This is a genomic window from Myxococcus sp. AB036A (assembly GCF_006547355.1).
Classification (GTDB): Bacteria; Myxococcota; Myxococcia; order Myxococcales; family Myxococcaceae; genus Myxococcus; species Myxococcus virescens.
In genome coordinates this window covers 19,283-43,434 of record NZ_VHLC01000076.1, presented here as the reverse complement: position 1 = coordinate 43,434, position 24,152 = coordinate 19,283, and the positions used below count along the sequence as shown (strand labels likewise).

The following is a 24,152-nucleotide window of genomic DNA, read 5'->3' as shown; positions in this document are numbered from 1 at the left end:
CCCCCGCGCCGTCCCCCCTTCCGCCGGTGATGGAGAAGGCCATCAACCAGGCCGTCACCATTGAGGTCGCTTCGCAGTTGGCGGCCCGTCCGACGCCCAGCCAGGGGCACACGCCCATCACTGGCAAGGACATGCAGTTCGACCTGTCCGGCCCCACCCGCCAGAAGATGATGTACGCCCGGCTGGGACTGCGGATGAAGAAGGAGTACCTCGCCCGCGCGAAGGCCGTGCACGCCCATACCTCCCCCAGCTTCCAGGGACTGGACTCGTTCCTGGAGCGCACGAAGTCCATCGGGCACTTCGCGAGTGTCTTTGACCAGGGCGGCGTATTCACCGCGGAGACGGTCTCCACGGAGCTGGTCGAGCTGACCCGCCCGAACAGCATCCTGCTGCGAGCTGGCGTCCGGACCATCAGTGGGTACGGCGCCCGTCTCCGGATGGGAACGCTGGATGAAGGCGTCACCGTCTACTGGGTGGCCGAAGGTGAGCCGCCTCCCATGAGCGGCATGAAGACGGGTGCCCTCGTCCTGACGGCGCACAAGCTGATGGGCCTTGCCAAAATCAGCAACGACCTGCTGCGACTCGGGACGGTCGACGCGGCGGCCATCATCGGCCAGGACATGGCGGCGGCGCTCGCCCTGGAAATCGATACGACGGGCCTGAAGGGAGTGGGCCCGAAACGCCCCAACGGTGTGCGGTCGCAGATGGCCGACAGCCAGCGGACGCCGACGGCGGGGACCACCACGACGCAGAAGATCGACGACGTCGATGGGCTCATGCAGGCCGTGGAAAAGGCCCACATTCCCGGTGGGCTCACCGCGAACAACGGCTTCTACTACTCCTCGACGGACACGTACTACTCACTCCGTCGCCTGCGGGACAGCGCCGGATGGTTGTTCCCGGAGATGCGCGACGCGCAGAACCCCACGCTCAATGGATTCCCCTTCCTGCGCACGGAAGCGCTGGCGGGCGATGAAGTCTTCGGGTTCGGCCTCGCGTCCCAGTTCATCTTCGGCGAGGCCCTCCCCCTGGAGTTGGCCATGGGCGAAGCGGGCAACGACTTCAACGCCGACATGGTGACCATGCGCGGCATCACCGAGGTCGACTGGCTGCTGCGTTACTCCAAGGCGTTCGCCGAGAAGACGGACGTCAAGTACTGAGCCCCGGGCCGGCCCCTACAGGAGCCGGCCTGCTCCATCCCACTCTCACCATCGGAGCAGTCACATGCACCCTATCAACACGCACGTCGGCCACCTCTACAACGCCGCGAACCAGGCGCTGGCTCCTGCCAGCCAGGTCGAGGGCATCCGCGAAGGGGCCGCAATCGACGTCAGCAAATACCAGTCGGGCACGCTCGTGGCCAACGTGGGCTCCATCAGCGGGGGCCCCACTGCCACCGTCATCACCTACTCCCTCCAGTCGAGCGCGACCGGCACCGATGGGTGGACCGCGCTCAGGGACCTTGATGACACCGAGGCGGAGTTGACCATCACCAGCGCGAACACCTGCTCCGAGCTCGACTTCGCGCTCCAGCACGTCCCGCAGGACCACCGGTTCCTCCGCGTCGTGGAGATGGTCGAGTTCACGGATGGCACCACGCCGGCGGTTGTGGCCGGCGCGACGCTCGTCCTCGGCGGCGGCCAGCGCCTGCCCCTGTGAGGTGAACGCCCGTGCCCGCACCTCAAGACCTCGTGACGCCCGAGCTGCTTCCCCCCACCGCGCGCACCGCGGTGGAGTCGGCGCGGCTCGGGCTCTTCGTGACCGCCGTCTCCGATGCGCTCGCGGCCTACGTGGGCTATCCCCTGCACCAGCGGCTGGGGGTGGTGGAGACGGTGGCGGGCACGGGCGCGGCCCACCTCTGGCTGCGCGGCGGTGCCGTGCGCCGGGTGGTGCGCGTGGAGGTGCGCGGCGTGGAGCTGGAGCCGGATGCCTACGCGCTCGAGTCGGCCCTGATGGGGCGGCTGGTGGCGCGCAGGCACCGCTGGCCTTTCACCGGCACCTGGTCCCCGGGCGTTTCGTCCACGCCGATCGAGGCCCAGGACACGGGCGAGGTGGTGGTGACCTACGACGCGGGCTGGGTGACGCCGGGCCAGCGCGCGTTGAACCCCAGCCTGGAGGTGGACCTGCCCGCCGCCATCCAGTTCGCGGCCTTGGAGGCCGTGACCGCGGCCGTCTCCCGCGACGGCAAGCCTGGGGACGTCGCCTCCGAATCCATCGGCGGAACGTCGATGAGCTACTTCGCCGGCCCGGACGGCGGGCGCACGGCCATCCCCACCACGGCGCTCCAGATGCTGGCGCCCTACCGCAAGGGGAAGCGCTGATGGCACTCATGGGCCATGCCTTCCGGCAGGTGTTCCACTTGGCGCGGCTGGTGCGCACCACCGCCCGGGGCGAGCACGAGTACTCCGAGCCCGAGCCGTACCCCTGCCGCTACGAAGGGACGATGAAACGCGTCGTCACCACCGACGGCGACGAGCGCCTGTCCGAGGGGCTCATGCGCTGCTCCGTGGAGGTGCGCCCCGAGGACAGGGTGTTCCCCCCGGGCGTGAGCCCGGACGACGAGGACGGCGCCAAGCAGCCCCTCCACATCGCGCCGCAACTCAACCTCATGGGCACCGTCGACCATTACGAGGTGTACCTATGACCCCCCGGGACGTTGAGCTCGAGCTGGCCGCGTTTCTGGAGGCGGCGGGGCTGGACCTGTCCACCACCAGCAACCCGCCCACCCTGTACCCCGGGCCCTTCCCCACCAGCGCACCGCAGCGGTTCGTTTGCGTGCGCCACACGGGCGGAGAGACAGGCCTCTACCTGGGCACTAGGCGTGGCGTGCTGTCGGCGGAGGTCCAGTTGGTGGTGCGCGGGCCCAAGGCCAGCTACACGACCACGCGTGAGTTGGCGGCGCGGTGCTGGACGGCGCTGCACCTGGCGCGCGTGCCCGGCTACGTGGACGTGCGCTGCGAGGGCGCGGGCCCCCACTACATGGGCCCGGACGGCGAGGGATCCCCCCGCTTCGTCTTCAACCTCGCCGCGCGATACAGCGCGTAGCGGCGCCCCTTCTACGGGGCATGCCCGTTCGCGTTCGGCTTGATGCCAACCGCATAGCAGCCCTACGGCGTAACGCCCGCCACGTGCTGCGCAAGCTGGACGCGCCCCTCCATGCGGCGGCGCGGCAGACGCTCGACTTCTCCTCGTTCCTCGTGCCGCGCAGTCCTCTCTGGGAGCGCGTGATGGAGGAAGAGGCTGCGCGGGACGCGGGCAAGGAGTTGCCGCCGCCGCTCGCCGAGACCGGCTTCGTTTCGGGCCCTGAATACAACCTCGGCCACTGGCTCTCCACGTCGTGGACGGCGGGCTACGAACACCCCTCCGCGGGCCCCATTCATGAGGGCTTCCATTGGGGCAGGGACATCGTCAACCCGCCGCCCCATTTCTTGAAGAAAGCCTTCCGCCGCTCGCGAAGCGTCGCCCGCAAGGGCGTCGCGCAGACGCTGGCGGCCTACCTCAAGCAGCACTTCCCCCGATGAAAGGAGCACCCCGTGCCCGAACCCTCTGCCGCCTACGTTGATGCCCTCCACCTCGCGGCCACCGCCGACGCGGTGCCCTCCGAAGCGAACAAACTGGATGGCATCAACGAAGCCACCGTCTCCTTCAGCGCCGACCAGGTAGACACCAACTACTTCGGGAGCGACGGCTTCAAGCGCCGCAAAAAGACGCTGAAGGACTTCACCATTCCCCTGTCCGGACACCTGCACAAGGGGAGCGCGCCGCACGTGCTGCTGCGCACCTCTTTCATGACGGACACCGTCGTCTACCTCCTCGTCATCGAGGACGAGACCGCCACCGAGGGCAGCCGCGGCTGGCGCTACCCGGTGACGGTGGACTCCTACGAGGAAGGCAAGAGCGTGGCCGACCTCATCACCCTCTCCGTCACCCTCAACGGTGCCGGCGCCCCCGTCGCGTACTGACGCAATCCCTCTCACCCACCCCACAGGAGACACCCGCAATGACTGCCACCCCTACGTACCGCAAGCCCATCGGCATGCCGCGCAAGGAGCACAAGCGCATCCGCCTGGGCGACGACGAGTACGCCATCTGTGAGCCCACCCAGGGCGATAAAATCTCCATGCTCGACAAGGCCCAGAAGGCCGGCGAGGTGAACGAGAAGGGCCAGCCAGTGGACGGCCTCGCCGCGTATGGGTTCATCGCCCGCGTCGCCGTCACCTGCCTCTACTTCCCCGGCGGCGCGCGCCGCGTCTTCACCGACGAGGACCTGGAGGCCGTGCGTCTTGAGGGGTGGCTCCAGGAGTACCAGGCCGACTTCATCCAGGCCTTCGGTGGCCCCTCCGTGGAGGAGGCCAAGGGAAACTCCGAAACCACCCCCACTTAAACGCCCTCATGGCGGTGGTGAAGTTGACGGGGCAATCCCCGGATGAGGTGCGCAGGTGGGCGGCGAGTGACGTCGTCCACCTGCTGGCCCATGCGGCGCTCGAGGCCGACGAGGTGAGAGGGGCGGCGCGGGGAGGTCCGCGCGGTGCCGGGGCCCCCGCCCGCGGAAGCAGTGAAGCAAAGACTCTCACCTACCGCGTGCGCCAGCGCGCGAAGGAGTAGCACCGTGTCCAGCGCAGCCGGAGGCGGACTCAAGGTCGGCGACCTCTACGTCATCGTCACCGCCTCCATTGGCCAGGCCCTCAAGTCCATGGGGCAACTGGTCAAGGCGACGGAGGAGATGGCAAAGCAGGTGAAGGAGGCAGCCGAACCAATCGGCAACCTCGGCGCCGTCGTCGCGGCAGGCATCGGCGCGGCCGTCGCGGCGGCGGCCGCCTCCAACTACGAGCTCCGGAGGGAGCTGAAGCACCTGACGGACCTGCTCTACACGCTCGCCGCGGAAATCGGAGACCTCTTCGGGCCCACGGTGAAGAGGTTGACGGCCTTCATCGACAAGCTGGTGGCCACCTACCAGCGATTGAGCCCCACGCAGAAGCGTGCGGCGGCGGACATGGCCGTATGGGTCGCGGGTGGCGGGCTTGCCATCGGCACCGTGGGCAAGCTCGCAGGCGTCGTCGAAGGCCTCGCGAAGTCCAGCGGCATCCTCATCGGCATGTTGGGGAAGCTGGACAAGTCCGTAGGGCTCGCGGGCATCACCGCTGGCGTCAACAAGCTGAGCGGCTCCATGCGCACTGCGCTGAACGGCAACAAGGCCGCTGCCGTTGCGGCTGGTGCCGCCGCTGCAAAGGCCGGGAAGGAGGCTGCGAAGGCTGCGACGGACGCCGCCGCAGCCACCAAGGGCGTTGGAGAAGCTGCCGGGAAGACCGGTAAGGAGGTCGCGAAGGCCTCGAAGGAGGCTGGTGCTGCCGCGGCCAAGGCAGGGAAGGACGCTGCCGCCGCCACGGGCTCCATCGGCCCCTTTATCCGCAGCCTGGGCGGGCTGATGCTGCCCCTCATCGCCCTCGCGGCGGCGATTGCGGGCATCGTGCTCGCGGCCGGCGCCATCTACGGCTACTGGAAAGTGGCCGGAGACGGAATCAAGGAGTCCGTCGCCAAAATTCTCGGCTCCATCGGCAGCTTCGCTAGCAAGGTATGGGACACCATCACCACGGGTGTCCAAGCCGTCGCCGCTGGCATTGAGTTCGTCGTCCGCAGCTCGCTCTCCACGCTCGCATGGATGATTCGCGAAGGGGCGAAACTGCTAAGCCCGATGGTGAAGGCCCTCCCGAAGAACCTGCAAATGGGCCGTCTCAACGCCGCGCTCGACGTCGCACAGACAGTCACCGGGGATGACTTGGTGAAAGCTGTCAGCGGCGAAGTCGCGAAGGCGAAGGCCGTTGCTGAAGCGACTGCGGGCGTCGCCAAAGCAGCCGTCGCGTCGATGGTCACCGGCGCCGCGGAGATGGGCAAGGAGGTCGCGGCGGCCGCGACCTTCGGCGTCATGGACTCGCTGAAGAACGCCAAGGAGTTCGCCGAAGTGCTGGGGCTGAACTCGCTGGTGGAAGCCCTCTCGAAGCTCATGGAGTCGCCACTCTCCAACGAGAAGGCCAAGGTCCGCATGGCCGATGACGACGAGCGGATGATTGCCGCCATGGGCCTCGACAAGGTGGCGGCCCCCGTCATTGAGGCCAACGAGCAGCTGGCCGCATCCATCAAGGACTTGGCCAAGCACGGGGGCACGGGTGCGCGGGCTTACTTCAAGGCCATCGACGACAAAGCCCGCCGACTCTCCGCAGAGTTGGTACAGGCGATTGAAGACGCGCGCGCCTCCATCGTCTCGAAGGTGCGCGGCGCCTTCGGGCGCGTCAATGACCTGGTCAACAGCTTCGCGGAGGGCTTCCTCGCGGGCGGGATGAATCCCCTCGCTGGCGTCGGCGCCGTCATCGGAGACCTGCTCGCGCAGTCCGAGGGCTTCCAGGTGCTGATGGAAATGGTGAGCAACGTCATCCAGCACGTTGCGGATGCGCTCGGCGCCGTGCTCGTGCCCCTCCAGCCGCTCATCGGGGCCATCTTCTTGGTCATCGACGCGGTGGTGGGTGCGCTCACGCCCGTCTTCGAGACGCTGGGCCACGTCCTCGACCCGCTGGTGCCGCCGCTGGTGCTGGTGGGCGCCATCTTCGAGACGCTCGCGCCCATCCTCACCGCGGTGGCGCAGGCTGTCCTCATGGTGATGACGCCGCTCCAGCTCATCGCGGGGCCTGTCCTCGAAGCGCTCTTCAAGGTACTCAAGGTCATCGCCACGGTCATCCTCACCGTGGCGCAGGGACTCGCCCATGTGTGGAACGGCATCGTCGGCGCCGTTCAGGCCGTCATCAGGGGCATCAGCAAGGCGGTGGAGTGGCTCGGAATCGACTCGTTGAAGAAGTTCGCGAACAGCCTGGACCGCGTCAGGGTGGACACGAACGCCATGGGCGAGTCCCTCCAGGCGTTGAACGACCTCACCTGGGAGACGGCGGAGGCGAAGGCCCGCGAGACGGCCGAGGTGCTGCGCAACACGGAGGCGCTCCAGAAGGCCACTGACGCCCTCTCCAACGTGCCGAACGCGTGGAAGGTCGCGCTGCGCCGCTACCAGTCCCAGGACACGCAGGACGGCCCCAGCCGCGAGCCCACGCCACAGCCGCCGCCCGCACCGTCCGGAGGTGGCGCGCGCCCACCGCAGCCCGCCGGCGACGGCATCCTGCGCAACCGCGGAGGGGAGGAGCTGCCGGACTGGAAGCAACCCAACGACCCGCGCAACCGCTACTCAAAGACGGGAGCCGCAATGGCAGACGCACCCGCCATCGTCGTGAACAACTACATCACTGGCTACGACATCGACGAGGCGCTGGAGGAGGGTGCGCGCAGCGTGCAGCGCGCCCTTGAGCGCCTCTCCCAGCGCTTCTCCTTCCGCATCTGAGCCTCGCATGCCCTTGCCCTACCTCGCCCTCTCCGGCATCCCCGTGCCCGTCTCGAAGTCCAGCGGCTTGCGCTACTCACCGGTGCTGCTGGGCGAGAAGGTGCGCACCTTCAACGGCTTCCCGCGCAGCAGCGTGCGGCGCAAGCTCATGACTTACGAGGGAGGCACCGGGCCGCTGCCCCTCGCCGACGCCGCGGCGCTGCGCGCGCTCATCGACGGAGAGGGGGACTCCTGGTCCTTCGCCGGCGACATGCTGTCGAGCCGCGGCCTGTGGCCCACCGCCGTCGGGACGCCGTGGGTACAGCCGGGACTCGGGCGGTACGAGGCTGGTGCGTTGACGGTGGCCGCCGGCGACTCCATCACCTGGGCCACGCAACTCGGCGAGGACTGGACGGTGGGCTACTGGGCCCGCGTCTGGGGCGTGGACGGAGTGCAGTGGCACCACTACGTGCAACGCTCGGATGGCACGGTGTGCGTGGATGCGGCGGCGCCTGGGCCACAACTGGGCCACACCTGGTCTTTCGACTCCGACTTCGAGTCCAACTGGGGCCTTCAGCCGAGCGATGTGGACGCGAGTGTCGGCGAGCCCGGACGGTACGGCAATTGCGCGACGTTCGGCGAGTGGACCTCCGCGACATGGCCGACGCAACTCGGCACCCAGTGGACGGTGGCGTATTGGGCGCGGCTCTCCACAGACAGCACCTGGCACCTCTACTGCCACCGGGCAGGCTTGCCCCTGAGTCGTGACGGTGTGGTGGGCAGCAATGCCCCGTCCGCTGGTGCCCTCATCGCGACCAATGGCAACTACACGCAGTTGCCCGGTGGCGCTGTGTATCTGCTCAACCGCCGTGGAACCACAGGGCCCGGCATCCCCAACGTGAGCGGAGTCCCGCTCCTCATCGACGACCTGGTCGTCCTGCCCTACACGGTGCCCGACTCATGGGTGGCGCCGTGGTTCGCAGCCACCGCGCCGTTTCGGCTGCCCGGCACCACGGGCCTGGCCGAGGTGGACGACAACGGCGCGCTCACCGTGCGCCACCGTGCCGGCGTGGCCGGTGGCGTCATCAACCCCTTCAACGACTCCCTGTTGGTGAGCGACCTGGTGTCACTGCCCTACCGCGTCCCCGACGCGTGGCTGGCGCAGTGGCGTGACTCCGGCGCCCCTTTTGGCCCTCTGCCGTACCACCGCGCCACTGGCGCCGGCCTGCACCGGCCCGCCCTCGTGCAGGGCGACGCCGGCCAGGGCGAGGCCATGGAGTGGTGGGAGGGCGCCCAGCGCGTGCAGGGCGAGGACTTCGCCTTCACGCTTCAGGAGGCACCTTGAGGACATTGACGAACCAGGAGCGGGCCACGCTGCTCGCTGGCAACTACGGCACCCACCTGCGCGTGGTGGTGGTGCGCCCTGACAACTCCGAGGTGGACCTGAGCACCCTGCTCGGCCGCGACTGGGTGATGGGCGCGCAGTGGTCGGAGACGCAGGACGCGACGGTGTGCGTGGCCACGGTGTCCGTGCGCCGCAGCGGTGCCAGGGGCGTCGTCAGCCTGTCTCCCATGGTGGACTCGAGCGTGGCCAACCGCGGGCCCGGTGGACTCCTCATGCCGCTGTTGAAGGAGGGCCGGCGCTTCCGGATTGAGGTGCAGACGACGAGCTCTGGACGCGCCAAGCCGGACGCCTGGCGGCAGGTGTTCTTCGGCCGCATCGACGAGGTGGACGCCGGGCCGGAGGAGCTCTCCTTCAACGGCCGGGACTTCGCCGGCGTGTTTCAAGACTGGTTCATCGAGACGGAGCGCGACTACGGCAACGACACCGTGGGCGTGGCCGTCCAGGAGGTAATGGCCCAAATCATCGGGCACAACGTGCCCACCGGCACCGGGCCGGGCCTGTATGTGCCCGTGGACCCAATGTGGCAGCTCGGCAAGTACACGCAGCAGCGCGAGCCCGTCTGGGACGCAGTGCGCGCCCTGGCTGAACAGCTCGGCTGGGAGGTGCGCCTGCGCTGGCGCGAGGGCCACGGCTGGGCCTTCACCCTCCAGTGTCCGGAGCGCCTGGCGGGCGAGCCCGTCTGGACGTTCGGCCCCGAGAACTACGATGCCCTCAAGCAGGCCAAGAGGCAGCTGCGCGACATCCGCAACGTCGTGGAGGTCCTCTACACCGACAAGGACGACCGGGACGCGCTGGGCAATGAGAAGCGCAAGACGGTGACGGCCACCAACCTCGCCAGCATCGCTGAGCACGGGCGCCGGTACATGCAGGTGGCGGAGGCCTCGGCCTCCAACATCAACACGCAGGCCGAGGCCCAGAGGCTGGCCGACGCGGCAATTGCCGACCTGTCCGACTCGTCGCTCACGCTCGAATTCGAGGTGCCCTACTTCTGGGCGCTGGAGGTCAACGACCTGGTGCGCGTCCTCCCGGACGGCGTCACCCTGGGCGCCCCCGTGGAACTGGCTGTCGTCAACCTCGACCACTCCTTCGCGGGCGGCATCGCCAAGACGAAGCTGCAACTGCGCGGCCGGCCCGCTACCTCCGTGCTGGAGTGGCGCGCGCGAGACGCGGCGCCGCTGGCCACGCACAACGCGGCGATGAAGAGCATCGACGTCACCACGAAGCTCAAGGGCCCCGACGCGCCCATGGAGCTGGAGCCCACGCCTACCGTCAACGGCTTCGCGTTGTCCTTCCGGCCCGCCACCTCCGGCCCGGCGTGGGACACCTACGAGCTGCACGTCAGCACCTCGGCCGGTTTCACACCCAGCTCCGCGACGCTCAAGGCCGCGGCGAGCGCCACGCGCTTCGAGGTGGCCGACCTCCAGCCCGGCACGACGCACTATGCGGTGGTCCGCGGCAGGGATGCGCACGGAAACGTCGGGCCTTCGTCCGCGCAGGTGGCGCTGTCGCCGCGGTACGTGGCACCGAACGACTTGGCTCCGCTCGTCATCTTCTCCAGCCTGACCCCGAACCCCTCCTTCGAGGCGTGGACGCGAGGCGGGAGCGAGCCACCGGACGGCTGGCAGATGGCGTCTGGTACGTTTGGCGTCGATGCAGTCCGAACGACGGAAGCGGACACAGCCACCTATGCAGTGTCGTTTCCGGCGACGACGGCGGGCTCAAAGCTGCTCGTGTCCCAATATTTCGCCGTTATGCCTGGGCAGACGTATGTGGCGCGGCTTCGCTACCTGAAGCCGACAGGGACACCAGGGACGGGCGGAGCGCGACTGGAGTTGAGGTGGTACGACGCAACGTTCACCGAAATCACCACGGGAGCCGCGTTGAGCCAAGGCACCTCTGTTGGTTCGTGGACCCCCCTGGTGAACCATGCGGTTGCCCCGGCTAGGGCTCGGTACGCCCGGCTATTTGCAGGCAGGGCGAGCGACACGGTAGCGGTGAACATCGACAATGCTTCCGTCGATCCCTACACCACACCTCAACAGGCCCCCAGGTCGGTCGTAGTCTTCGCAAATGGATGGGGCCCATACGCGGCCAATGGCCGCGCGGCGCCAACGTTCTTCCGTGACAGCACGGGCCGCGTGCGACTTCAGGGCGCGATGGCCGGCACCACTGTCAACACCGTTGCGTTTACCCTTCCCGAGCAATACCGCCCGCTGTCGGTCGTGGACCATCCAGTGGTGTGCGGCAGCGGAGTGGTAGCGGTGGGGGCGCTCGTCATCGGAACGGACGGGACTGTGACGTTAACCGCAGGAAGCGTGTCGTTCGTGAGCCTCGACGGTGTGTCGTTCAGGGGCGTCGAGTGAGGGGCACCGGGAGCCCTAGCGGGGCAACGGGGGTCGAGCCAAACCCGCCCATAGGGAGGGACTGCCCCATTGTTCTTCGCGATTCTCCGATGTACGTCCCCGTCATCAAAGGGGGACGTACATGACGATGCAGTCGAGCGGTCAGTCACAGCAGAACTCGCTTGGGCCCAAGAAGAAGACCAGCATGGGCGTCCAAGTTCTCGCGTATCTCATCGGCTCATGCTTCGGCCTCGGCATCATCACGGCCATTGGAATGACCGGCACTCCCGGAATCATCCTGGGGGTGCTGGCAGTCGCAGGCAGCATCATCGCCATTGTCAAAGTGCCGCGCCTGCGCGTGCTCGCGAGCTTTGGCGCCATCGGGGGAGTAGTGCTTACGCTGCTCGGTCTCGGCGCAGTCGGCGCAGAAGAGGCCGCCCAATCGCGCGCCCAAACCAACATGGACGAGGCGAAGAAGAGGCGTCTTGAGGCTGAAGCCAGGGCGACTGAACTCGCATCGAAGTTCGAGGACCTTGCCGCCAGCAGCAAGAGTGAAGACGTGCTGGCGTTGTGCGAGCAAGCAGTGTCAGTGGGTGGAATTCCAGCCAACCACAAGGAGCGCTGCGGAACCCTGCTCTATGCTCAAGGGCAAGCGCGGCTCAGCAAGGAGCGTAGTGAGGGACTCAGGTACTTGGCGCTCGCCGGGCAGATTGAATCGTCGAAACGCGCCGACGCAGTGGCGCTTGCAGCCAAGACCGAAAGGGATGCACTGCGTGACGACACAAACGCAGCGATAAAGGATGCCCAGGCCAAACTGGCCGCCAAGGACATAACGAGCGCCCGCGCAACCCTAAATGCAGCCCACAAGCGCATCGCCACTGCGCTTCAATCCGAGCCCAATGACAAGCCACTGGCTGCACTACGGCAACGGCTTGAAGACCTCAGTCAAAAGGTCGAGAAGGAAGAGGAGAATCAGGCTAGCGCCAAACGGCGTGCGGACTACATCAAGGAGTCTTGCGCGCAGGTCTCAAGAACATTTGGACCTAGCTCGAAGCTCTCGGACATCCAGAAAGACGAACTCTGGAAGTCATACAAAGGCAAAGGGTTTGCCTGGAACCTGGAGGTCGTAGAGGTGAGCGAAGGCATGTTGGGCGGGTACACAGTCCAATTCAAGTGCGGCCGCAACTCCCCATCGCTCATCCAGGACATCCAGATGTCCTTCTCGAAGCACGCCCGAGCCACCGTAATGGAGCTTCAGAAGGGAGCAGTCTACGAAGTGGAAGGGAAGCTCACCAGCACGAGCACCCTCTTTGGACTCGGTGCGGAACCACTGTAGACCCCCGCGAATCCCGAGCGCGCCCGGAAGGGTCCACAGGCGGCGTGGCCCCTTCGATGCGGCTCTGCCCTCCTCGGTACCGCGAGGGCCGGACCGCAAAGTAGCGCACGCGAGCTGGCGAGGCCGTAACATCCTGGCCCGGTGCTGGGATGCCCTCCGGGCGACCGAGCGGGAGCGAACGGAACGTGAGAGAGGCCGAGAATATCTGGCGCGGTGGCACGTCGGACAGGGCGCGCGCAGTGACGCGCAGCAACGCCAGGAGGCTCCGCCAGCAGCTGGACATCATCATCCGCAGGTACAGGGGCTCCCTGCTGGGGCGCCTGTACCAGGTGCGGCACGCAACGTCAGGTGAGCCGTCCCTGGACCTGGAGCTGACCGAGAGGCAGCAGCAGTTCCACCCGGACGTCGGGCTGGAGCTATACATCAGCGCCCACCCGGCTTCGACGTTGGCGCCACCGCGCTTCAGCCTGCGAGTCCATGCCCCTGACGGCGCCTCCGACGCGGACGTAGCGCGCAACCTGGAGGGCACCTTGGCGCTGACGAAGGCGATGGTACAGACGGCATGCGCGCGCAGCTCGCTCGCGGACACCATGGCGCACCTGCGGGCGCCGCCTCGGCGACGTGGCCCCGTGCTGCGCTCGCGCCGCTGGCTGCGCCGGGTGCGTCGCGCAGCTCGCCGGACGTGGCGCAGCGCAGGCTCGGCCACCACCGTCGCCCTCGCGCTCGTCGCTGCGGCCCTGGTGGGCGTCTACATGGTGCCGCCGCCCCCATCTCCGCCCCCCCAGCCCGAGCGCAGCGACTGGAGCGGAGGGAAGCCCCCTGGCTGGATGGTGCCCGTCGCCACCCTGGACACGCTTGCCCTGGCGCGTGACCTCCCGCCCCGGCCCTTCGAGGGCCAAAAGACGAAGGATTGCGACAAGGAAGTGGCAGAAGTCTTCATCAACGGAGGCTGCTGGGTCGAAACGTCGAAGAAGGCCCCCTGCGGCGACAAGATGTACGACCACAAGGGTAAGTGCTACCGCCCGGTCGGAAAGCCAGACGAGCCCCTGCGGTCGATTTCGCGGTAAGGGGCTTGCGCTCCCACCCACGGAGTGCTACCCATTTCCACAGTTTTCGCAGTTGAAGTCCCCAACGACTCGCTGAAGCAGTGACCTTAACCAGCGCGTCGCACCCCACAGAGAGAGCTTTGGTCCAATCGCTATGGCGAAAGGACCACCAGAAAAGGCCTGTGCACCCAGGTAGCGCTGGGACACGCGCCCTCCGGCGCTCCGTCGGCGTTTGTTAAGGTCCGCCGACGGAGCGCCTCTACCCTTCTGGGGGCCTCGTGGAGACCACTTCGTCGAGCCAGCGCAACTCCCAAGCCTTTACGGTGCGTGCGTTCGGTCCGCGAGACACCGCATCCACCGCATGGCACGCCCCTAGTCCGCACCGAGAGCCGACGCCTCGCGTGGGCGCCACGGCACACACCTTGCTCTACATCCAAGCGGCCGCTGCTTGCGCCAGCCAGCAGCGGCCTCGGGCAGCCGGGTGACTCAATACGCAGTCACCACGTGTCGCACCTAGGGAGTTGTTCACCTTGTCCGAGTGGGGGAAGTCGAAGATGGATGCAGCGACTCTGGCAGCCTTTGAAGGAGTGGTCCGGCGAGTCATTCGCGAGGAGATAGGCGCGAGCGCGAGCGTGCCCGGCAGAGATGTGGACATGCTCACGCTGGTAGAGGCCGCGGCCGTCGCGCGCACCAGCAGCGCCGCCATCCAGGCGTGGCTCAAGAGCGGGCAGCTCACACGGTACGGCACGGTGCGGCGGATTCTCGTGAGCCGCCGGCAGTTGCTGGAGGTGCTGCGCCACCAGCCCCCAGCGCTGGCTGACGACGCCGAAGTGCCCGACGACGCCATCGAGGCCCGTGCCGCGCAGTACGCGAGGGGTGGGTGATGGGCACCGTCTACCTGCGCGGAGACTCGAAGTTCTACTGGATTGGCTGGACGGGCCTGGACGGCAAGCAGAAGTGCAAGTCCGCCAAGACGACGCACAAGGCGAGCGCCGAGAAACTGCTGGCGTCCATCGAGCGGAAGGTGGCGGCCGAGCGGGAGAGCGGGCTCGCCGCGCCGGACCTCGGCCCTATCACCGTTGGGCGCTACACCCAGCACTGGCTGAAGGAGCGGCGGGCACGCGGCATCGCCTCCATCAACGATGACGAGGTGCGCATCAGCCACGCCATGCCGTACCTGAAGGACCTGGTGCTGGCCGACGTGCGGCCGCGCCACATCCTCGCCGCCGTCCGCGCGCTCCAGGCGCTGAAGGACGAGGGTGGCGGGGTGTACTTCGCGCCGCGCTCCATCCTACACATCTACGGGGTGCTGCGCGTCATGTTCGCGGACGCGCTGCGGGAGGAGTTGGTGAGCGCGACGCCGTGCGTCCTCACCGCTCGCCGCGGCGAGTTGCCCAAGAAGCGGGACAAGGACTTGGCCTGGCGCCACACCGCCATTTTCACCCGCGAGGAGGCTGTGCAGCTCATCACCACCCGGCACATCCCGGAAAACCGCAGGGTGCTCTACGCCCTCCTCTTCCTGGGGGGCATGCGCATCAACGAGGCGACACCCCGGCGCTTCAGCCACCACCAGCCCCGCCTGCTACCCCTGGGCAAGCTGCTCATCGCGAGCAGCTATGACGTCAAGAAGAAGCTCCTGAAGTCGGCCACGAAGACGGGGGTGGTGCGCGAGGTGCCCGTCCACCCGGTGCTCGCGCGCATCCTCCAGGACTGGCAGGCGGAGGGCTGGGCGCAGTGTTACGGCCGCCAGCCGACGCCGGAGGACTTCATCGTGCCGGCGGCGGACACCGGCATCCTCAATTCGACCTCGGCCTACAAGCGGCTCCTTGAGGACCTGGAGCAGCTCGGCCTGCGCCCCCGGCGTCAGCACGACGCCCGGCGCACCTTCATCACCTGCGCGTTGGAAGACGGGGCCCGGAAGGAGCTGCTGCGCTGGGTGACTCACGGCCCCGAAGGAGACATCGTGGACACCTACACTTCGCCGTCCTGGCCAGTACTCTGCGAGCAGGTGGCCCTGCTCAAGCTGCCCTTCCCCGAAGCCCCTCCGTCCACTGGCGAGGGCTCCGAAAAGGGCGAGTCACTACGGGGTTACTACACCCCCAGCAACCCGTCGGGATTGCTGGGGATTTCAGTGGAGGCGGCGGGAATCGAACCCGCGTCCGAAAGCCGTCCGTTCTTCGACCCTACGTGCGTAGTCCGCGATTTGCTACGTCCCTGAGGCTCCCACGGACGGGATACTCAGAGCCGGTCCTGGAAAGGTCTCGCCACCTCGGGTCCAGGCACCCTCGGCAGCCAGCCTGCATTATGACGGTCTGTCCCAACCCCACAGGCCGAGGGCGGGGGGACCGCGCACTATGGGCTGTTTTTAGGCAGCCAGCGCGAGCTCAACGTTGTCGTTGGCTTTTGTGTCTTTGCCGGGTTGAATTTACGAGCTACCTGACAAGCTCGGCACGCGTCTCGAACTTCAATGCCCCCGTCGAAACCAGGTCGCCCCCGGTAGGTTCACTGCACGTCACGCGGCCACTCACTGCGCCGCGTCTTCCTCAGATTAACCGCTGACGGGGGCGCGTCAATCCTCCTGAATGGCCGCGGGCACATCTGGGCGCACGGCCTTTGACACTCCGCGCACAAGCCCCTCCCCCACCGAGCCAGCCGTCGTAGGGTCGCCTACCCGCCGGGTCCCGCTTCTTCCGCCCCGGCCACGAGGCACCTGAATGAGACGACTGCTCCCCCTCCTTCTGCTCCTGCTGGGCACCGCCCTGCCGGCCGCCGCCGCGCCCACCCCGGCGTCGGACGCGTTCCCGTACACCCTCCACACGGACACCCTGCCCAACGGCCTCACCGTGGTCCGCGTGCCCTACCCGTCGCGCGGCATCATCGCCTACGTCACCGTGGTCCGCGTGGGCTCGCGCAACGAGGTGGAACCCGGCCGCACCGGCTTCGCCCACTTCTTCGAGCACATGATGTTCAAGGGCACGAAGACGCACCCGGAAGGCGACCGCGAGCGCATCCTCGGGAACTTCGGCTACGACGACAACGCCTTCACCACCGACGACATCACCCTCTACTACTCCTACGGCCCCACCGCCGGCCTGCCCCAGCTCATCGAAATCGAGGCGGACCGCTTCCGGAACCTGGAGTACAGCCAGCCGTCCTTCCAGACGGAGGCGCTCGCCGTGCTCGGCGAGTACCACAAGAACGCCGCCGCCCCCTTCCTCAAGATGGAGGAGGAGCTCAACGCCGCGGCCTTCACCCGCCACACGTACCAACACACCACCATGGGCTTCTACAAGGACATCCAGGCGATGCCCCAGGCCTATGACTACAGCCGCACCTTCTTCGAGCGCTGGTACACGCCCGACAACACCCTGCTCTTCATCATCGGCGACTTCGACGACGCCAAGGTCATGGAGCTCGTGCGCCAGCACTACGGCCCCTGGGACCGCAAGGCCGCCCAGGTCTCCGTCCCCGCCGAGCCGCCCCAGAAGGGCCCTCGCACCGCCCACATCGACTGGCCTCAGCCCACGCAGCCCCGGCAGGTGATTGCGTGGCGCACGCCCGGCGCCGGCACCAGCCCGACCGACGCCGCCATCCAGACGCTCCTCGTGGACTACCTCGCCGGCCCCACCAGCCCCGCCTACAAGACGCTGGTCCTGGACAAGCAGCTCGTGGAGTCCATTGGCAGCGACTACTCCGAGCACCGCGCCCCGCACCTCTTCACCCTCACCGCCACCCTCAAGGACGAGCGCCACCGCGACACCGTCCGCAAGACGCTGCTCCAGGAGGTCAGCCGGCTCGCCGCTGGCCGCGTGGACGCCGCGCGGCTCAAGGCCATCCAGGACCACGCCCGCTACGGCGCGCTCATGGCCCTGGAGACTCCGCGAGACGTGGGCATCCAGCTCGGCTGGTACGCCGGCGTCACGGGCTCGCCCGACGGCTTCCAGCGCCACCTGCAGAGCCTGCCCAAGGTGACGCCCGCGCAGCTCTCCGACTTCACCAAGCGCTACCTCACCGCCAACAAGCTCATCCTGCTCAGCCTCACGCCCAAGACGGACGCCCAGGGAGGGACGAAGTGATGAAGACCCGAGCACTCCTGTCCCTCACCGCCCTCCTGGGGCTCGCCGGCTGCACCACCACGCCGAAGCCGCCTCCCGACGAGAACGCGCCGCCTCCCGCGGTGCCCACCCAGGCGGCGGCGCCCGAGCCCGCTCCGCAGCCCGCACGCCCGGAGACCGTGCCCGCGACGCCGCTGCGCCAGCCCAAGCCCATGGAGCTGGTCGTCCTGGCGCGTCCGGACTCGCCCATCGTCTCCTTCCGGCTCGTGTTCCACACCGGCTCCGTGGACGACCCGAAGGGCAAGGAGGGCCTCACCGCCCTCACCGCGCAGCTCATGGCCGAGGGCGGCACGCAGAAGCTCACCGCCTCGCAACTGCTGGAGGCCCTGTACCCCATGGCCGCGGAGCTGGACGTCTTCGTGGACAAGGAGTTCACGACGCTCTCCGGCCGCGTCCACAAGGACTTCCTGACGCGCTTCCAGGACATCTTCACCGACGTGCTCCTGGCCCCGCGCCTGGACGCCGCCGAGTTGGAGCGCCTGCGCGCCAACGCCATCAGCGACGTGGAGAACGGCCTGCGCAGCGCCAATGACGAGGCGCTGGGCAAGGTCGCGCTGGACGCCCTGCTCTACCAGGGCCACCCCTACGCGCACTTCACGGGTGGCACCGTGCAGGGGTTGAAGGCGATTACGCTGGACGACGTGAAGGCCCACGCCCAGCGCGTCTTCACGCAGGACCGGCTCGTCATCGGCCTGGCGGGCGCGGTGGATGACGCGCTCGCACAGGCGCTCAGCTCGCGCCTGTCCGCGCTGCCCGCGCAGGGCGCTCCGCGCGTGGAGCTGCCCGCCGTGCCGACGACGGCCGGCCGCACCGTCATCATTCAGAAGCCCACGCTCTCCACCGCCGTCAGCATGGGCTTTGTCAGCACCATCCGCCGCGGCGACCCGGACTTCTTCCCGGTGGCCTTCGCCATGTCCAACCTGGGCGAGCACCGCCAGTCCATTGGCGTGCTCTTCACCGAGCTGCGCGAGAAGCGCGGCCTCAACTACGGCGACTACGCCTATGCCGAGCACTTCATCGAGTCGCCCGGCACCACGTACAACCGCACCAACATCGCGCGCACGCAGCAGGACCTGTCCCTGTGGATTCGGCCCGTGGTGCCCACCAACGGCGTGTTCGCCACGCGCGGCGCGGTGTTCTTCCTGGACCAGATGGTGAAGGAGGGCATCCCCCAGGAGCGCTTCGAGCTGATGCGCGGCTTCCTCCAGGGCTACATCCGCCTGTGGGAACAGACGGACCAGCGCCGGCTGGGCTACGCCATTGACGGACGCTTCTACGGCACGCCCGACTTCCTGGAGCAGTACCGCCAGGCCATGGCGAAGATGACGCCGCAGTCCGTCCAGGAGGCGCTCCGCCGCCGCGTGCAGCCCGAGGCCCTCAACTTCGTCTTCGTCACCGAGGACGCGGAGGGGCTCGCCCAGGCGCTGCGCTCCGGTGCGCCGTCGCCCATCACCTACGCGTCACCCAAGTCAGAGGAGCTGCTGACGCAGGACCAGGCCATCTCCTCGTCCAAGCTGCCCCTGCGCCCGGAGGCCATCCAGGTCATCCCCGCGCAGCAGTTCATGGAGAAATAACACACGGCTGTAATCAGCAGTGCCGGGGGGTGGGTCATTTCCTTCCACCCCCCGGAGTCGGGTGCTATGAGCTTGAAACATGCAAGGCTTCAGCTTGCGTGGTTCAGCCACCCGACTCGCCGTCCTGGGCCTGCTTCTGGCCTCGGTGGCTGCGCACGCCGACCACGACCCGTTCGCTCGCGGATTCGACGCCGTTCCCGTCAAGGCCACCGCGGCTCAGCACAGCGGTATCGCGCTGGAAGGCACGAGCAACGCGCTGCCCGCTGGGAGCTTCCGCGCGGCGCTCTTGTTCGACTTCAACTGGCGCATCCTCGCCCTGAAGCTGGGCGACGAGAAGCTGGGCGACCTCTTGCCCTACCGGCTCGATGCGCACCTGCTGTTCGCCTATCAGCTCCATGAGCGCTTGGAGCTGGCGGTGGACCTGCCCGTCACGCTGCTTCAGGGTGACAACTTCCAGTTGCTGCGCGACGCGCTGAACGCGCCCAACTTCCCGGGCGCCGCGGGCGTGGGCCGCACCACGCTGGGCGACATCCGCCTGCTGCCGCGCGTCCACCTGCTGGACCGCGAGACGTTCCCAGTGGGCGTGTCGCTCGTCGCCGAGGTCCGGCTGCCCACCGGCAGCGCCTCCAGCTTCACCGGCGAGCGCGGCGTGCTCTGGGCGCCTCGCATCGCGCTGGAGCAGCGATTCACCGCCCTCCCTGTGCCCATCCGCGTGCTCGGCAACGTGGGCGTGCGGCTGCGGCCCCACGCGCAGTACCTCAACCTGCTCGTGGATGACGAGCTGACGCTGGGGGCGGGCGCCATCGCGGAGCTGCCCAACATGGGCCGCTTCACGGACGTGGAGGCCGTGGCGGAAATGCACCTGGGCACCCCGCTGGTGCGCCCCTTCAACTTCGACCAGGCCGACACGCTCAAGACGCCGTGGGAGGCGCTGGTGGGCGCCCGCGCCAAGGTCTGGGGCAACTGGGGCATGGAGCTCAACGTCGGCCGCGGCATCAACCTGTCCAGCGGCTACGGCCGTGAGGCCCTGCGGGTGATGTTCGCGGTGCGCTACGACGAGACATTCATCGACTCGGACGGCGACGGCGTGCCCGACATCCGCGACCGCTGCCCCAACGAGCCCGAGGACATCGACGGCTTCCAGGACGGCGACGGCTGCCCCGACCCGGACAACGACGGTGACGGCATCCCCGACGGCGAGGATGGCTGCGCCAACGAGAAGGGCCCCAAGCACACCAAGGGCTGCCCGGACCCGAACTACGACACGGACGGCGACGGCGTCGTCGACGGCGAGGACGCCTGCGTCGACAAGCCGGGCCCCAAGTCCAACAAGGGCTGCCCCGAGGACGAGAACGACGCGGACGGCGACGGCATCCCCGACAAGCTCGACAAGTGCCCGGACAAGCCCGGCCCGAAGGACTACGACGGCTGCCCGGACACCGACGGTGACGAGGTGCCCGACAACGAGGACGACTGCCCCGAGCAGTTCGGTCCGCCGGAGAACAACGGCTGCCCGTACGACTCGCCGCCGTATGTCGTCGTCGAGTCCGACCGCATCCGCATCAAGGGCAACGTGCTCTTCGAGACGGGTTCCGCCGTCATCCAGAAGCAGTCGTACCCGCTGCTGGACGAGGTGGCGACGGTGCTGCGGAAGAACCCGACGCTGGGTCCGGTCCTCATCGAAGGCCACACCGACAATCGCGGCTCGCGGGCCCTCAACATGGGCCTGTCCGACCGCCGCGCGAAGTCCGTGCTCGAGTACCTGGTGGCCAAGGGCATCGCGCGCAAGCGCCTCAGCTCCAAGGGCTTCGGCTTCGACAACCCGATTGCCACCAACGACACGGCGCTGGGCCGCGCGAAGAACCGGCGCGTCGACTTCCGGCTCGTGCGCGCCGAGCTGGAGACGGAGAAGAAGGAGACCGTTGTCCCTGCGGGCCAGCCGCCGCCGCCGGGAACGACGCCGGCCAACGCGGCCCCGGGCAAGGACGGCAAGCCGTAGTCCACGCGAGCAGGGGCGGAGCGCCCGTGAGGCGCCCGCCCCACTCAGCGGACGGGCGCCACCCACACCTCGCCGACCCAGACCTGCTTGGGTGAGAAGCGGGCGCCTTTACACGCGACGGCGACGCGGCCCTCGCAAGGGTTCACGTAGACGAACTTGCAGTTGCCTTCGTTCTTCAGCCACGGCTCCCGCTGCGCCTCGCAGACGTGTTCCTTGTAGTGGCACTCGTCGAGCAACTCGTTGCTCTCCCAGTAGAGGCAGTGCCGCCCCGCCGGGGAGCCCCCATCCGCCGGCGAAGGCGCGTTGGGGCAGTACCCTGCCTCTCCACGCCGCGTGGGGACGGACGCGTCCTCCCGCGCTCCGGCCCCGTTGACGTGCATGTTGAAGCCCGTCTCCGCGTAGAACATCGGTGGTGTCTCCGCGTAGACGGCCTCGACGGGCGCCACCCATTCGCTGAGGCACGCCTGCAGCACGGTGCCGCAGCTCGGCTCCGAGGAGGGCAGGTCCGCGCACGGCCCGGCGCCGCGGATGGCCAGGTAGTGGCCCCGGGGCGTCGGCTGGTGCTCCAGCGTCAGGGCTTCAGGCGTCACGTCATGGAACGCGGCGAGGTTGAAGTAGACGTTGGCGCGCGTCTTGGCGTCCGCGCCGCTCGCCTTGAGCGCGCGCAGGTAGACGGCCAGGGCCTGCTCTTTCCGGCCCTGCTTCTGGAGGCACAGCCCCAGGTCCGCCAGCGTTGGGCCGTGCTCCGGCGCGAGCTTCGCGGCGCGCTCGAACAAGGGGCAGGCCTCGCCGAGCTTCTTCGCCCGGTAGAGCTTCGTGGCGCGCAGACGCAGCGATTCGGCGTCCTCCGCCTTCTTCGCGGCGCCGCCCTCCGGCGTGGCCGCGAGCAGGGACAGCGCCAGGAACCAGGACATGTGAAATCCCCCCCGTGCTCAGGCGTCAGGGCTGCTTCAGCGCGCGCTCGATGCGGCGGCGGATGCCGTCCTCGGACAGCGCGCCGCGCTGCGCGTCGATCACCTTGCCGTCGCGGTCCAGGAAGTAGAGTGTCGGCAGCGCGCTGACCTGGAAGGCCCGCGCTACGTTGTCGTCCGCGTACACCACGTACGGCGCCAGTTCCGGCAGGTGGTTGCGCATGAAGGCCTCCACCAGCTTGGGCGCGCGGTCGCCGTCATCCCGGCTGGCCGCCACGAAGACGAGCCCCTGCGGCTCGTACTCCTTGGCCAGCTTCACCAGCGCCGGCATCTCCTCCCGGCACGGCGGGCACCAGGTGGCCCAGAAGTCCAGCATCACCACCTGGCCCTTCAGGTCCTCCAGCTTCATCGTGCCGCCGCCATGGCGCGCCATCTCCATGGCCGGCGCGGTCGTCCCATCCGGCACCAGCCGGGCCCGCTGCGCCTCCAGAACGCCCAGGAACACCACGCCGCCCACGCCGAGCGCCCCCAGCAGTCCCAGTACCAGCTTCGTTCCGCCGCCCACCCTCTTCGGGGCCGGAGGCGGAGCTCCGATGCTATCCGTCACTCGAATCCACTCCTGGTCAGGCGGCCATGCACCCGCCGCAGCACCCACCGCACCCCCTCACGCGCCGCCGGGCGTCTCGACACCCACGCCGCCACGTCAGGGCCCCACCGATAGTAGCCCCGGATGAACACCCGACCCGGCGCGCTCTTCCGCAGTACGTCATCGCGGTAGGCGCGGAAGGCCACGAGCTCCGGCGCGCCCTCGCCGAAGGCCACCGTGGCCACGAAGCACGAGGACGCCGGGCTCACCCACATGAGCCGCTGGTTGGTGAGGTTCACCACCGCCTTCAGCTCGCGCGCCTCCGTGTAGACGAACGCCAGCAAGTCGCGCCGCGCGGAGGGGAACTCCTGGCCGCTGGCCTCCTCGAACTCGATGCGCGTGCTGCCCGTGGTGCCGACCTCGTCCACCGTGAAGAAGTACCGCTTGGAGCTGCGGCCGACCTCCACCTCCAGTCCGCGCAGCTCGCCGAAGTACGCCAGGAAGGGCGTGCGGCAGACCGGACAGATGAAGCGGTTGTAGGCGTGGCTGGTGAGGAACGCGTAGTCCCCCACCCGCTTGCAGCCCATGTTCGGGCACACCAGCTTCACGCTCGCCTGAGGCGCGGGCCGCGGGTCATAGCGCGACACACGCGAGCCCTTGTCGAACACCGGCGGCGGGCGCGGCGGCGACGTCACCAGGTGGCGCGTCGGGTGCGCGGCGCGCTCCAGCTCCTGCGCCCGGCGCCAGGCCGTCTCCGCAGCCTCCAGGCGTCCGGCCGCGGTGTGGCAGAGCGCCTCGCCATGGGCCAGCAGTGCGGCCACCAGCTTCTCCAACGGGGCCACCGCCGAGGCATCCCGCCCCGCGGCCAGCGCCTCCGCCAGCACCCGCTCGACTTCGGGGAGCAGGGCCTGGGCCGCCTTGCGGGAAGGGTCCTCCGCGCGGCGATACACCGGCGGTTCGGGGATACGGACGAAGAGGGCCGAAGCCGCCGCGCGCACCCGCTCCACCGCCGCGTCGCCACGCCCTACGTCCAACTGCGCCGCCCGCTCACGGGCCGCCTGAAAGAGTTCTTCGGGTTGCAAGCGCGCGGACATTAAAGGTCCCACCCCGCGCTGTCAGCGCATTGGACACCGCGGCGGTCGGAAACTGGCCACGCCCTCTCCTTTGGTGTACGAAGAGGTAGGAGGCTGTGAGCGTGAACGCATTGAAGTTCATCGTCTGGACGTGCTGTGCGGTGGGGCTCGGCGTCTTCCTGGCTTCGGGCAAGGTGGATGGGCGCACGCCCTTGAACCACATGGAGCGAGCGTGGAGCCGCTCGGTGAACGCTTCCACGGTTGATCGGCTCAAGGACGGGCTGGAGGACGCGTACGAGGACGCCAAGGACGCCGTCGCCGGCAACAAGGATTCGTCGCCTCGTGAGCGCATCAGCGCCGAGGACCGTGAAGCGGTGAACCGCATCATCGCGCAGAAGAAGTAGTTCG

The 24,152-nt window shown here is 68.4% G+C and carries 23 protein-coding genes and 1 other RNA gene; 19 read left to right on the top strand and 5 right to left on the bottom strand.

The genetic code is table 11. The features are described from left to right. The 15 genes from FL344_RS26770 to FL344_RS26700 all read left to right on the top strand — a co-directional run. Positions 1–1,160: phage major capsid protein (locus tag FL344_RS26770; protein ID WP_141620515.1), on the top strand; the 1,160-nt coding region annotated here is incomplete at its 5' end. A gap of 64 nt (positions 1,161–1,224) precedes the next feature. Then, a complete protein-coding gene (locus FL344_RS26765) occupies positions 1,225–1,659 on the top strand; it encodes a hypothetical protein (RefSeq protein ID WP_141620514.1) in 435 nt (144 codons plus the stop codon). Between the two features lie 11 nt (positions 1,660–1,670). Then, complete coding sequence (locus FL344_RS26760; RefSeq protein WP_141620513.1) at positions 1,671–2,321, top strand: hypothetical protein; 651 nt, start codon at positions 1,671–1,673, stop codon at positions 2,319–2,321. Beyond that, entirely contained in the window at positions 2,321–2,644 is a 324-nt protein-coding gene (locus FL344_RS26755; protein WP_141620512.1) for a hypothetical protein, read from the top strand. The genes FL344_RS26760 and FL344_RS26755 overlap by 1 nt, the downstream gene beginning before the upstream one ends. Continuing rightward, entirely contained in the window at positions 2,641–3,045 is a 405-nt protein-coding gene (locus FL344_RS26750) for a hypothetical protein (protein ID WP_141620511.1), read from the top strand. The genes FL344_RS26755 and FL344_RS26750 overlap by 4 nt, the downstream gene beginning before the upstream one ends. A gap of 83 nt (positions 3,046–3,128) precedes the next feature. Further along, the gene (locus FL344_RS26745) at positions 3,129–3,521 is read left to right on the top strand and encodes a hypothetical protein (RefSeq protein ID WP_228565393.1); all 393 of its coding nucleotides are present in this window, start codon (positions 3,129–3,131) and stop codon (positions 3,519–3,521) included. A 12-nt stretch (positions 3,522–3,533) separates the two neighbouring features. Continuing rightward, entirely contained in the window at positions 3,534–3,962 is a 429-nt protein-coding gene (locus tag FL344_RS26740) for a phage tail tube protein (RefSeq protein ID WP_141620509.1), read from the top strand. Positions 3,963–4,000: 38 nt separating this feature from the next. Continuing rightward, positions 4,001–4,384, top strand: coding sequence for a phage tail protein (locus FL344_RS26735; RefSeq protein WP_141620508.1), 384 nt, complete (start codon positions 4,001–4,003; stop codon positions 4,382–4,384). Between the two features lie 8 nt (positions 4,385–4,392). Next, positions 4,393–4,605 (top strand): hypothetical protein, encoded by a 213-nt coding sequence (locus FL344_RS26730; protein ID WP_141620507.1) that lies wholly within the window; start codon positions 4,393–4,395, stop codon positions 4,603–4,605. A gap of 4 nt (positions 4,606–4,609) precedes the next feature. Further along, positions 4,610–7,378: a hypothetical protein gene (locus FL344_RS26725; RefSeq protein ID WP_141620506.1), complete on the top strand. Its 2,769-nt coding sequence runs from the start codon at positions 4,610–4,612 to the stop codon at positions 7,376–7,378. Positions 7,379–7,385: 7 nt separating this feature from the next. After that, complete coding sequence (locus tag FL344_RS26720) at positions 7,386–8,702, top strand: hypothetical protein (RefSeq protein ID WP_194863265.1); 1,317 nt, start codon at positions 7,386–7,388, stop codon at positions 8,700–8,702. Then, the gene (locus FL344_RS26715; RefSeq protein WP_228565392.1) at positions 8,699–11,125 is read left to right on the top strand and encodes a phage tail protein; all 2,427 of its coding nucleotides are present in this window, start codon (positions 8,699–8,701) and stop codon (positions 11,123–11,125) included. Before FL344_RS26720 ends, FL344_RS26715 begins: the two co-directional genes overlap by 4 nt. Positions 11,126–11,246: 121 nt before the next feature. Then, positions 11,247–12,440 (top strand): hypothetical protein, encoded by a 1,194-nt coding sequence (locus FL344_RS26710; RefSeq protein ID WP_141620505.1) that lies wholly within the window; start codon positions 11,247–11,249, stop codon positions 12,438–12,440. Positions 12,441–12,625: 185 nt separating this feature from the next. Continuing rightward, positions 12,626–13,507 carry a hypothetical protein gene (locus FL344_RS26705; RefSeq protein ID WP_141620504.1) on the top strand — a complete coding sequence of 294 codons (882 nt, stop codon included), beginning with the start codon at positions 12,626–12,628 and terminating at the stop codon, positions 13,505–13,507. Positions 13,508–14,139: 632 nt separating this feature from the next. After that, the gene (locus FL344_RS26700; RefSeq protein WP_141620503.1) at positions 14,140–14,370 is read left to right on the top strand and encodes a helix-turn-helix domain-containing protein; all 231 of its coding nucleotides are present in this window, start codon (positions 14,140–14,142) and stop codon (positions 14,368–14,370) included. Positions 14,371–14,572: 202 nt separating this feature from the next. On the opposite strand, the gene FL344_RS26695 is transcribed toward FL344_RS26700, so the two are convergent. Both FL344_RS26695 and ssrA read right to left on the bottom strand, forming a co-directional pair. Then, positions 14,573–14,776: a hypothetical protein gene (locus FL344_RS26695; protein WP_141620502.1), complete on the bottom strand. Its 204-nt coding sequence runs from the start codon at positions 14,774–14,776 to the stop codon at positions 14,573–14,575. Positions 14,777–15,615: 839 nt separating this feature from the next. Beyond that, positions 15,616–15,981: a transfer-messenger RNA gene (gene ssrA, locus FL344_RS26690) on the bottom strand. A 219-nt stretch (positions 15,982–16,200) separates the two neighbouring features. On the opposite strand from ssrA, the gene FL344_RS26685 reads away from it, so the two are divergent. From FL344_RS26685 to FL344_RS26675, 3 genes are all read left to right on the top strand, one after another. Continuing rightward, a complete protein-coding gene (locus FL344_RS26685; protein ID WP_141620501.1) occupies positions 16,201–17,562 on the top strand; it encodes a pitrilysin family protein in 1,362 nt (453 codons plus the stop codon). Next, positions 17,562–19,175, top strand: a complete 1,614-nt coding sequence (locus FL344_RS26680; RefSeq protein WP_141620500.1) for a pitrilysin family protein — start codon at positions 17,562–17,564, stop codon at positions 19,173–19,175. Before FL344_RS26685 ends, FL344_RS26680 begins: the two co-directional genes overlap by 1 nt. A gap of 79 nt (positions 19,176–19,254) precedes the next feature. Beyond that, positions 19,255–21,174, top strand: coding sequence for an OmpA family protein (locus FL344_RS26675; RefSeq protein ID WP_141620499.1), 1,920 nt, complete (start codon positions 19,255–19,257; stop codon positions 21,172–21,174). A 44-nt stretch (positions 21,175–21,218) separates the two neighbouring features. Here FL344_RS26675 and FL344_RS26670 read toward each other — a convergent pair whose 3' ends face one another. Genes FL344_RS26670 through FL344_RS26660 form a run of 3 tightly spaced genes read right to left on the bottom strand, consistent with a single transcriptional unit; the run spans position 21,219 to position 23,765 of the window. Then, complete coding sequence (locus FL344_RS26670) at positions 21,219–22,088, bottom strand: tetratricopeptide repeat protein (protein WP_141620498.1); 870 nt, start codon at positions 22,086–22,088, stop codon at positions 21,219–21,221. Positions 22,089–22,113: 25 nt separating this feature from the next. Then, positions 22,114–22,692 carry a TlpA disulfide reductase family protein gene (locus tag FL344_RS26665; protein WP_141593258.1) on the bottom strand — a complete coding sequence of 193 codons (579 nt, stop codon included), beginning with the start codon at positions 22,690–22,692 and terminating at the stop codon, positions 22,114–22,116. Further along, positions 22,689–23,765: a CFI-box-CTERM domain-containing protein gene (locus FL344_RS26660; protein WP_090492027.1), complete on the bottom strand. Its 1,077-nt coding sequence runs from the start codon at positions 23,763–23,765 to the stop codon at positions 22,689–22,691. The genes FL344_RS26665 and FL344_RS26660 overlap by 4 nt, the downstream gene beginning before the upstream one ends. 95 nt (positions 23,766–23,860) lie before the next feature. Here FL344_RS26660 and FL344_RS26655 point away from each other — a divergent pair, with 95 nt between their 5' ends. Continuing rightward, positions 23,861–24,148, top strand: a complete 288-nt coding sequence (locus FL344_RS26655; protein WP_141593257.1) for a hypothetical protein — start codon at positions 23,861–23,863, stop codon at positions 24,146–24,148. Positions 24,149–24,152: the final 4 nt, after the last annotated feature.

What these genes read in the sequence shown, in the direction of transcription:
- FL344_RS26695 (WP_141620502.1), bottom strand. Translation starts at nt 14,776, where the DNA reads ATGGAGCGCGGCGCGAAGTACACCCCGCCACCCTCGTCCTTCAGCGCC.
- FL344_RS26680 (WP_141620500.1), top strand. Translation starts at nt 17,562, where the DNA reads ATGAAGACCCGAGCACTCCTGTCCCTCACCGCCCTCCTGGGGCTCGCC.
- FL344_RS26730 (WP_141620507.1), top strand. Translation starts at nt 4,393, where the DNA reads ATGGCGGTGGTGAAGTTGACGGGGCAATCCCCGGATGAGGTGCGCAGG.
- FL344_RS26670 (WP_141620498.1), bottom strand. Translation starts at nt 22,088, where the DNA reads ATGTCCTGGTTCCTGGCGCTGTCCCTGCTCGCGGCCACGCCGGAGGGC.
- FL344_RS26700 (WP_141620503.1), top strand. Translation starts at nt 14,140, where the DNA reads ATGCTCACGCTGGTAGAGGCCGCGGCCGTCGCGCGCACCAGCAGCGCC.
- FL344_RS26750 (WP_141620511.1), top strand. Translation starts at nt 2,641, where the DNA reads ATGACCCCCCGGGACGTTGAGCTCGAGCTGGCCGCGTTTCTGGAGGCG.
- FL344_RS26675 (WP_141620499.1), top strand. Translation starts at nt 19,255, where the DNA reads ATGCAAGGCTTCAGCTTGCGTGGTTCAGCCACCCGACTCGCCGTCCTG.
- FL344_RS26735 (WP_141620508.1), top strand. Translation starts at nt 4,001, where the DNA reads ATGACTGCCACCCCTACGTACCGCAAGCCCATCGGCATGCCGCGCAAG.
- FL344_RS26685 (WP_141620501.1), top strand. Translation starts at nt 16,201, where the DNA reads ATGAGACGACTGCTCCCCCTCCTTCTGCTCCTGCTGGGCACCGCCCTG.
- FL344_RS26710 (WP_141620505.1), top strand. Translation starts at nt 11,247, where the DNA reads ATGACGATGCAGTCGAGCGGTCAGTCACAGCAGAACTCGCTTGGGCCC.
- FL344_RS26765 (WP_141620514.1), top strand. Translation starts at nt 1,225, where the DNA reads ATGCACCCTATCAACACGCACGTCGGCCACCTCTACAACGCCGCGAAC.
- FL344_RS26720 (WP_194863265.1), top strand. Translation starts at nt 7,386, where the DNA reads ATGCCCTTGCCCTACCTCGCCCTCTCCGGCATCCCCGTGCCCGTCTCG.
- FL344_RS26755 (WP_141620512.1), top strand. Translation starts at nt 2,321, where the DNA reads ATGGCACTCATGGGCCATGCCTTCCGGCAGGTGTTCCACTTGGCGCGG.
- FL344_RS26660 (WP_090492027.1), bottom strand. Translation starts at nt 23,765, where the DNA reads ATGTCCGCGCGCTTGCAACCCGAAGAACTCTTTCAGGCGGCCCGTGAG.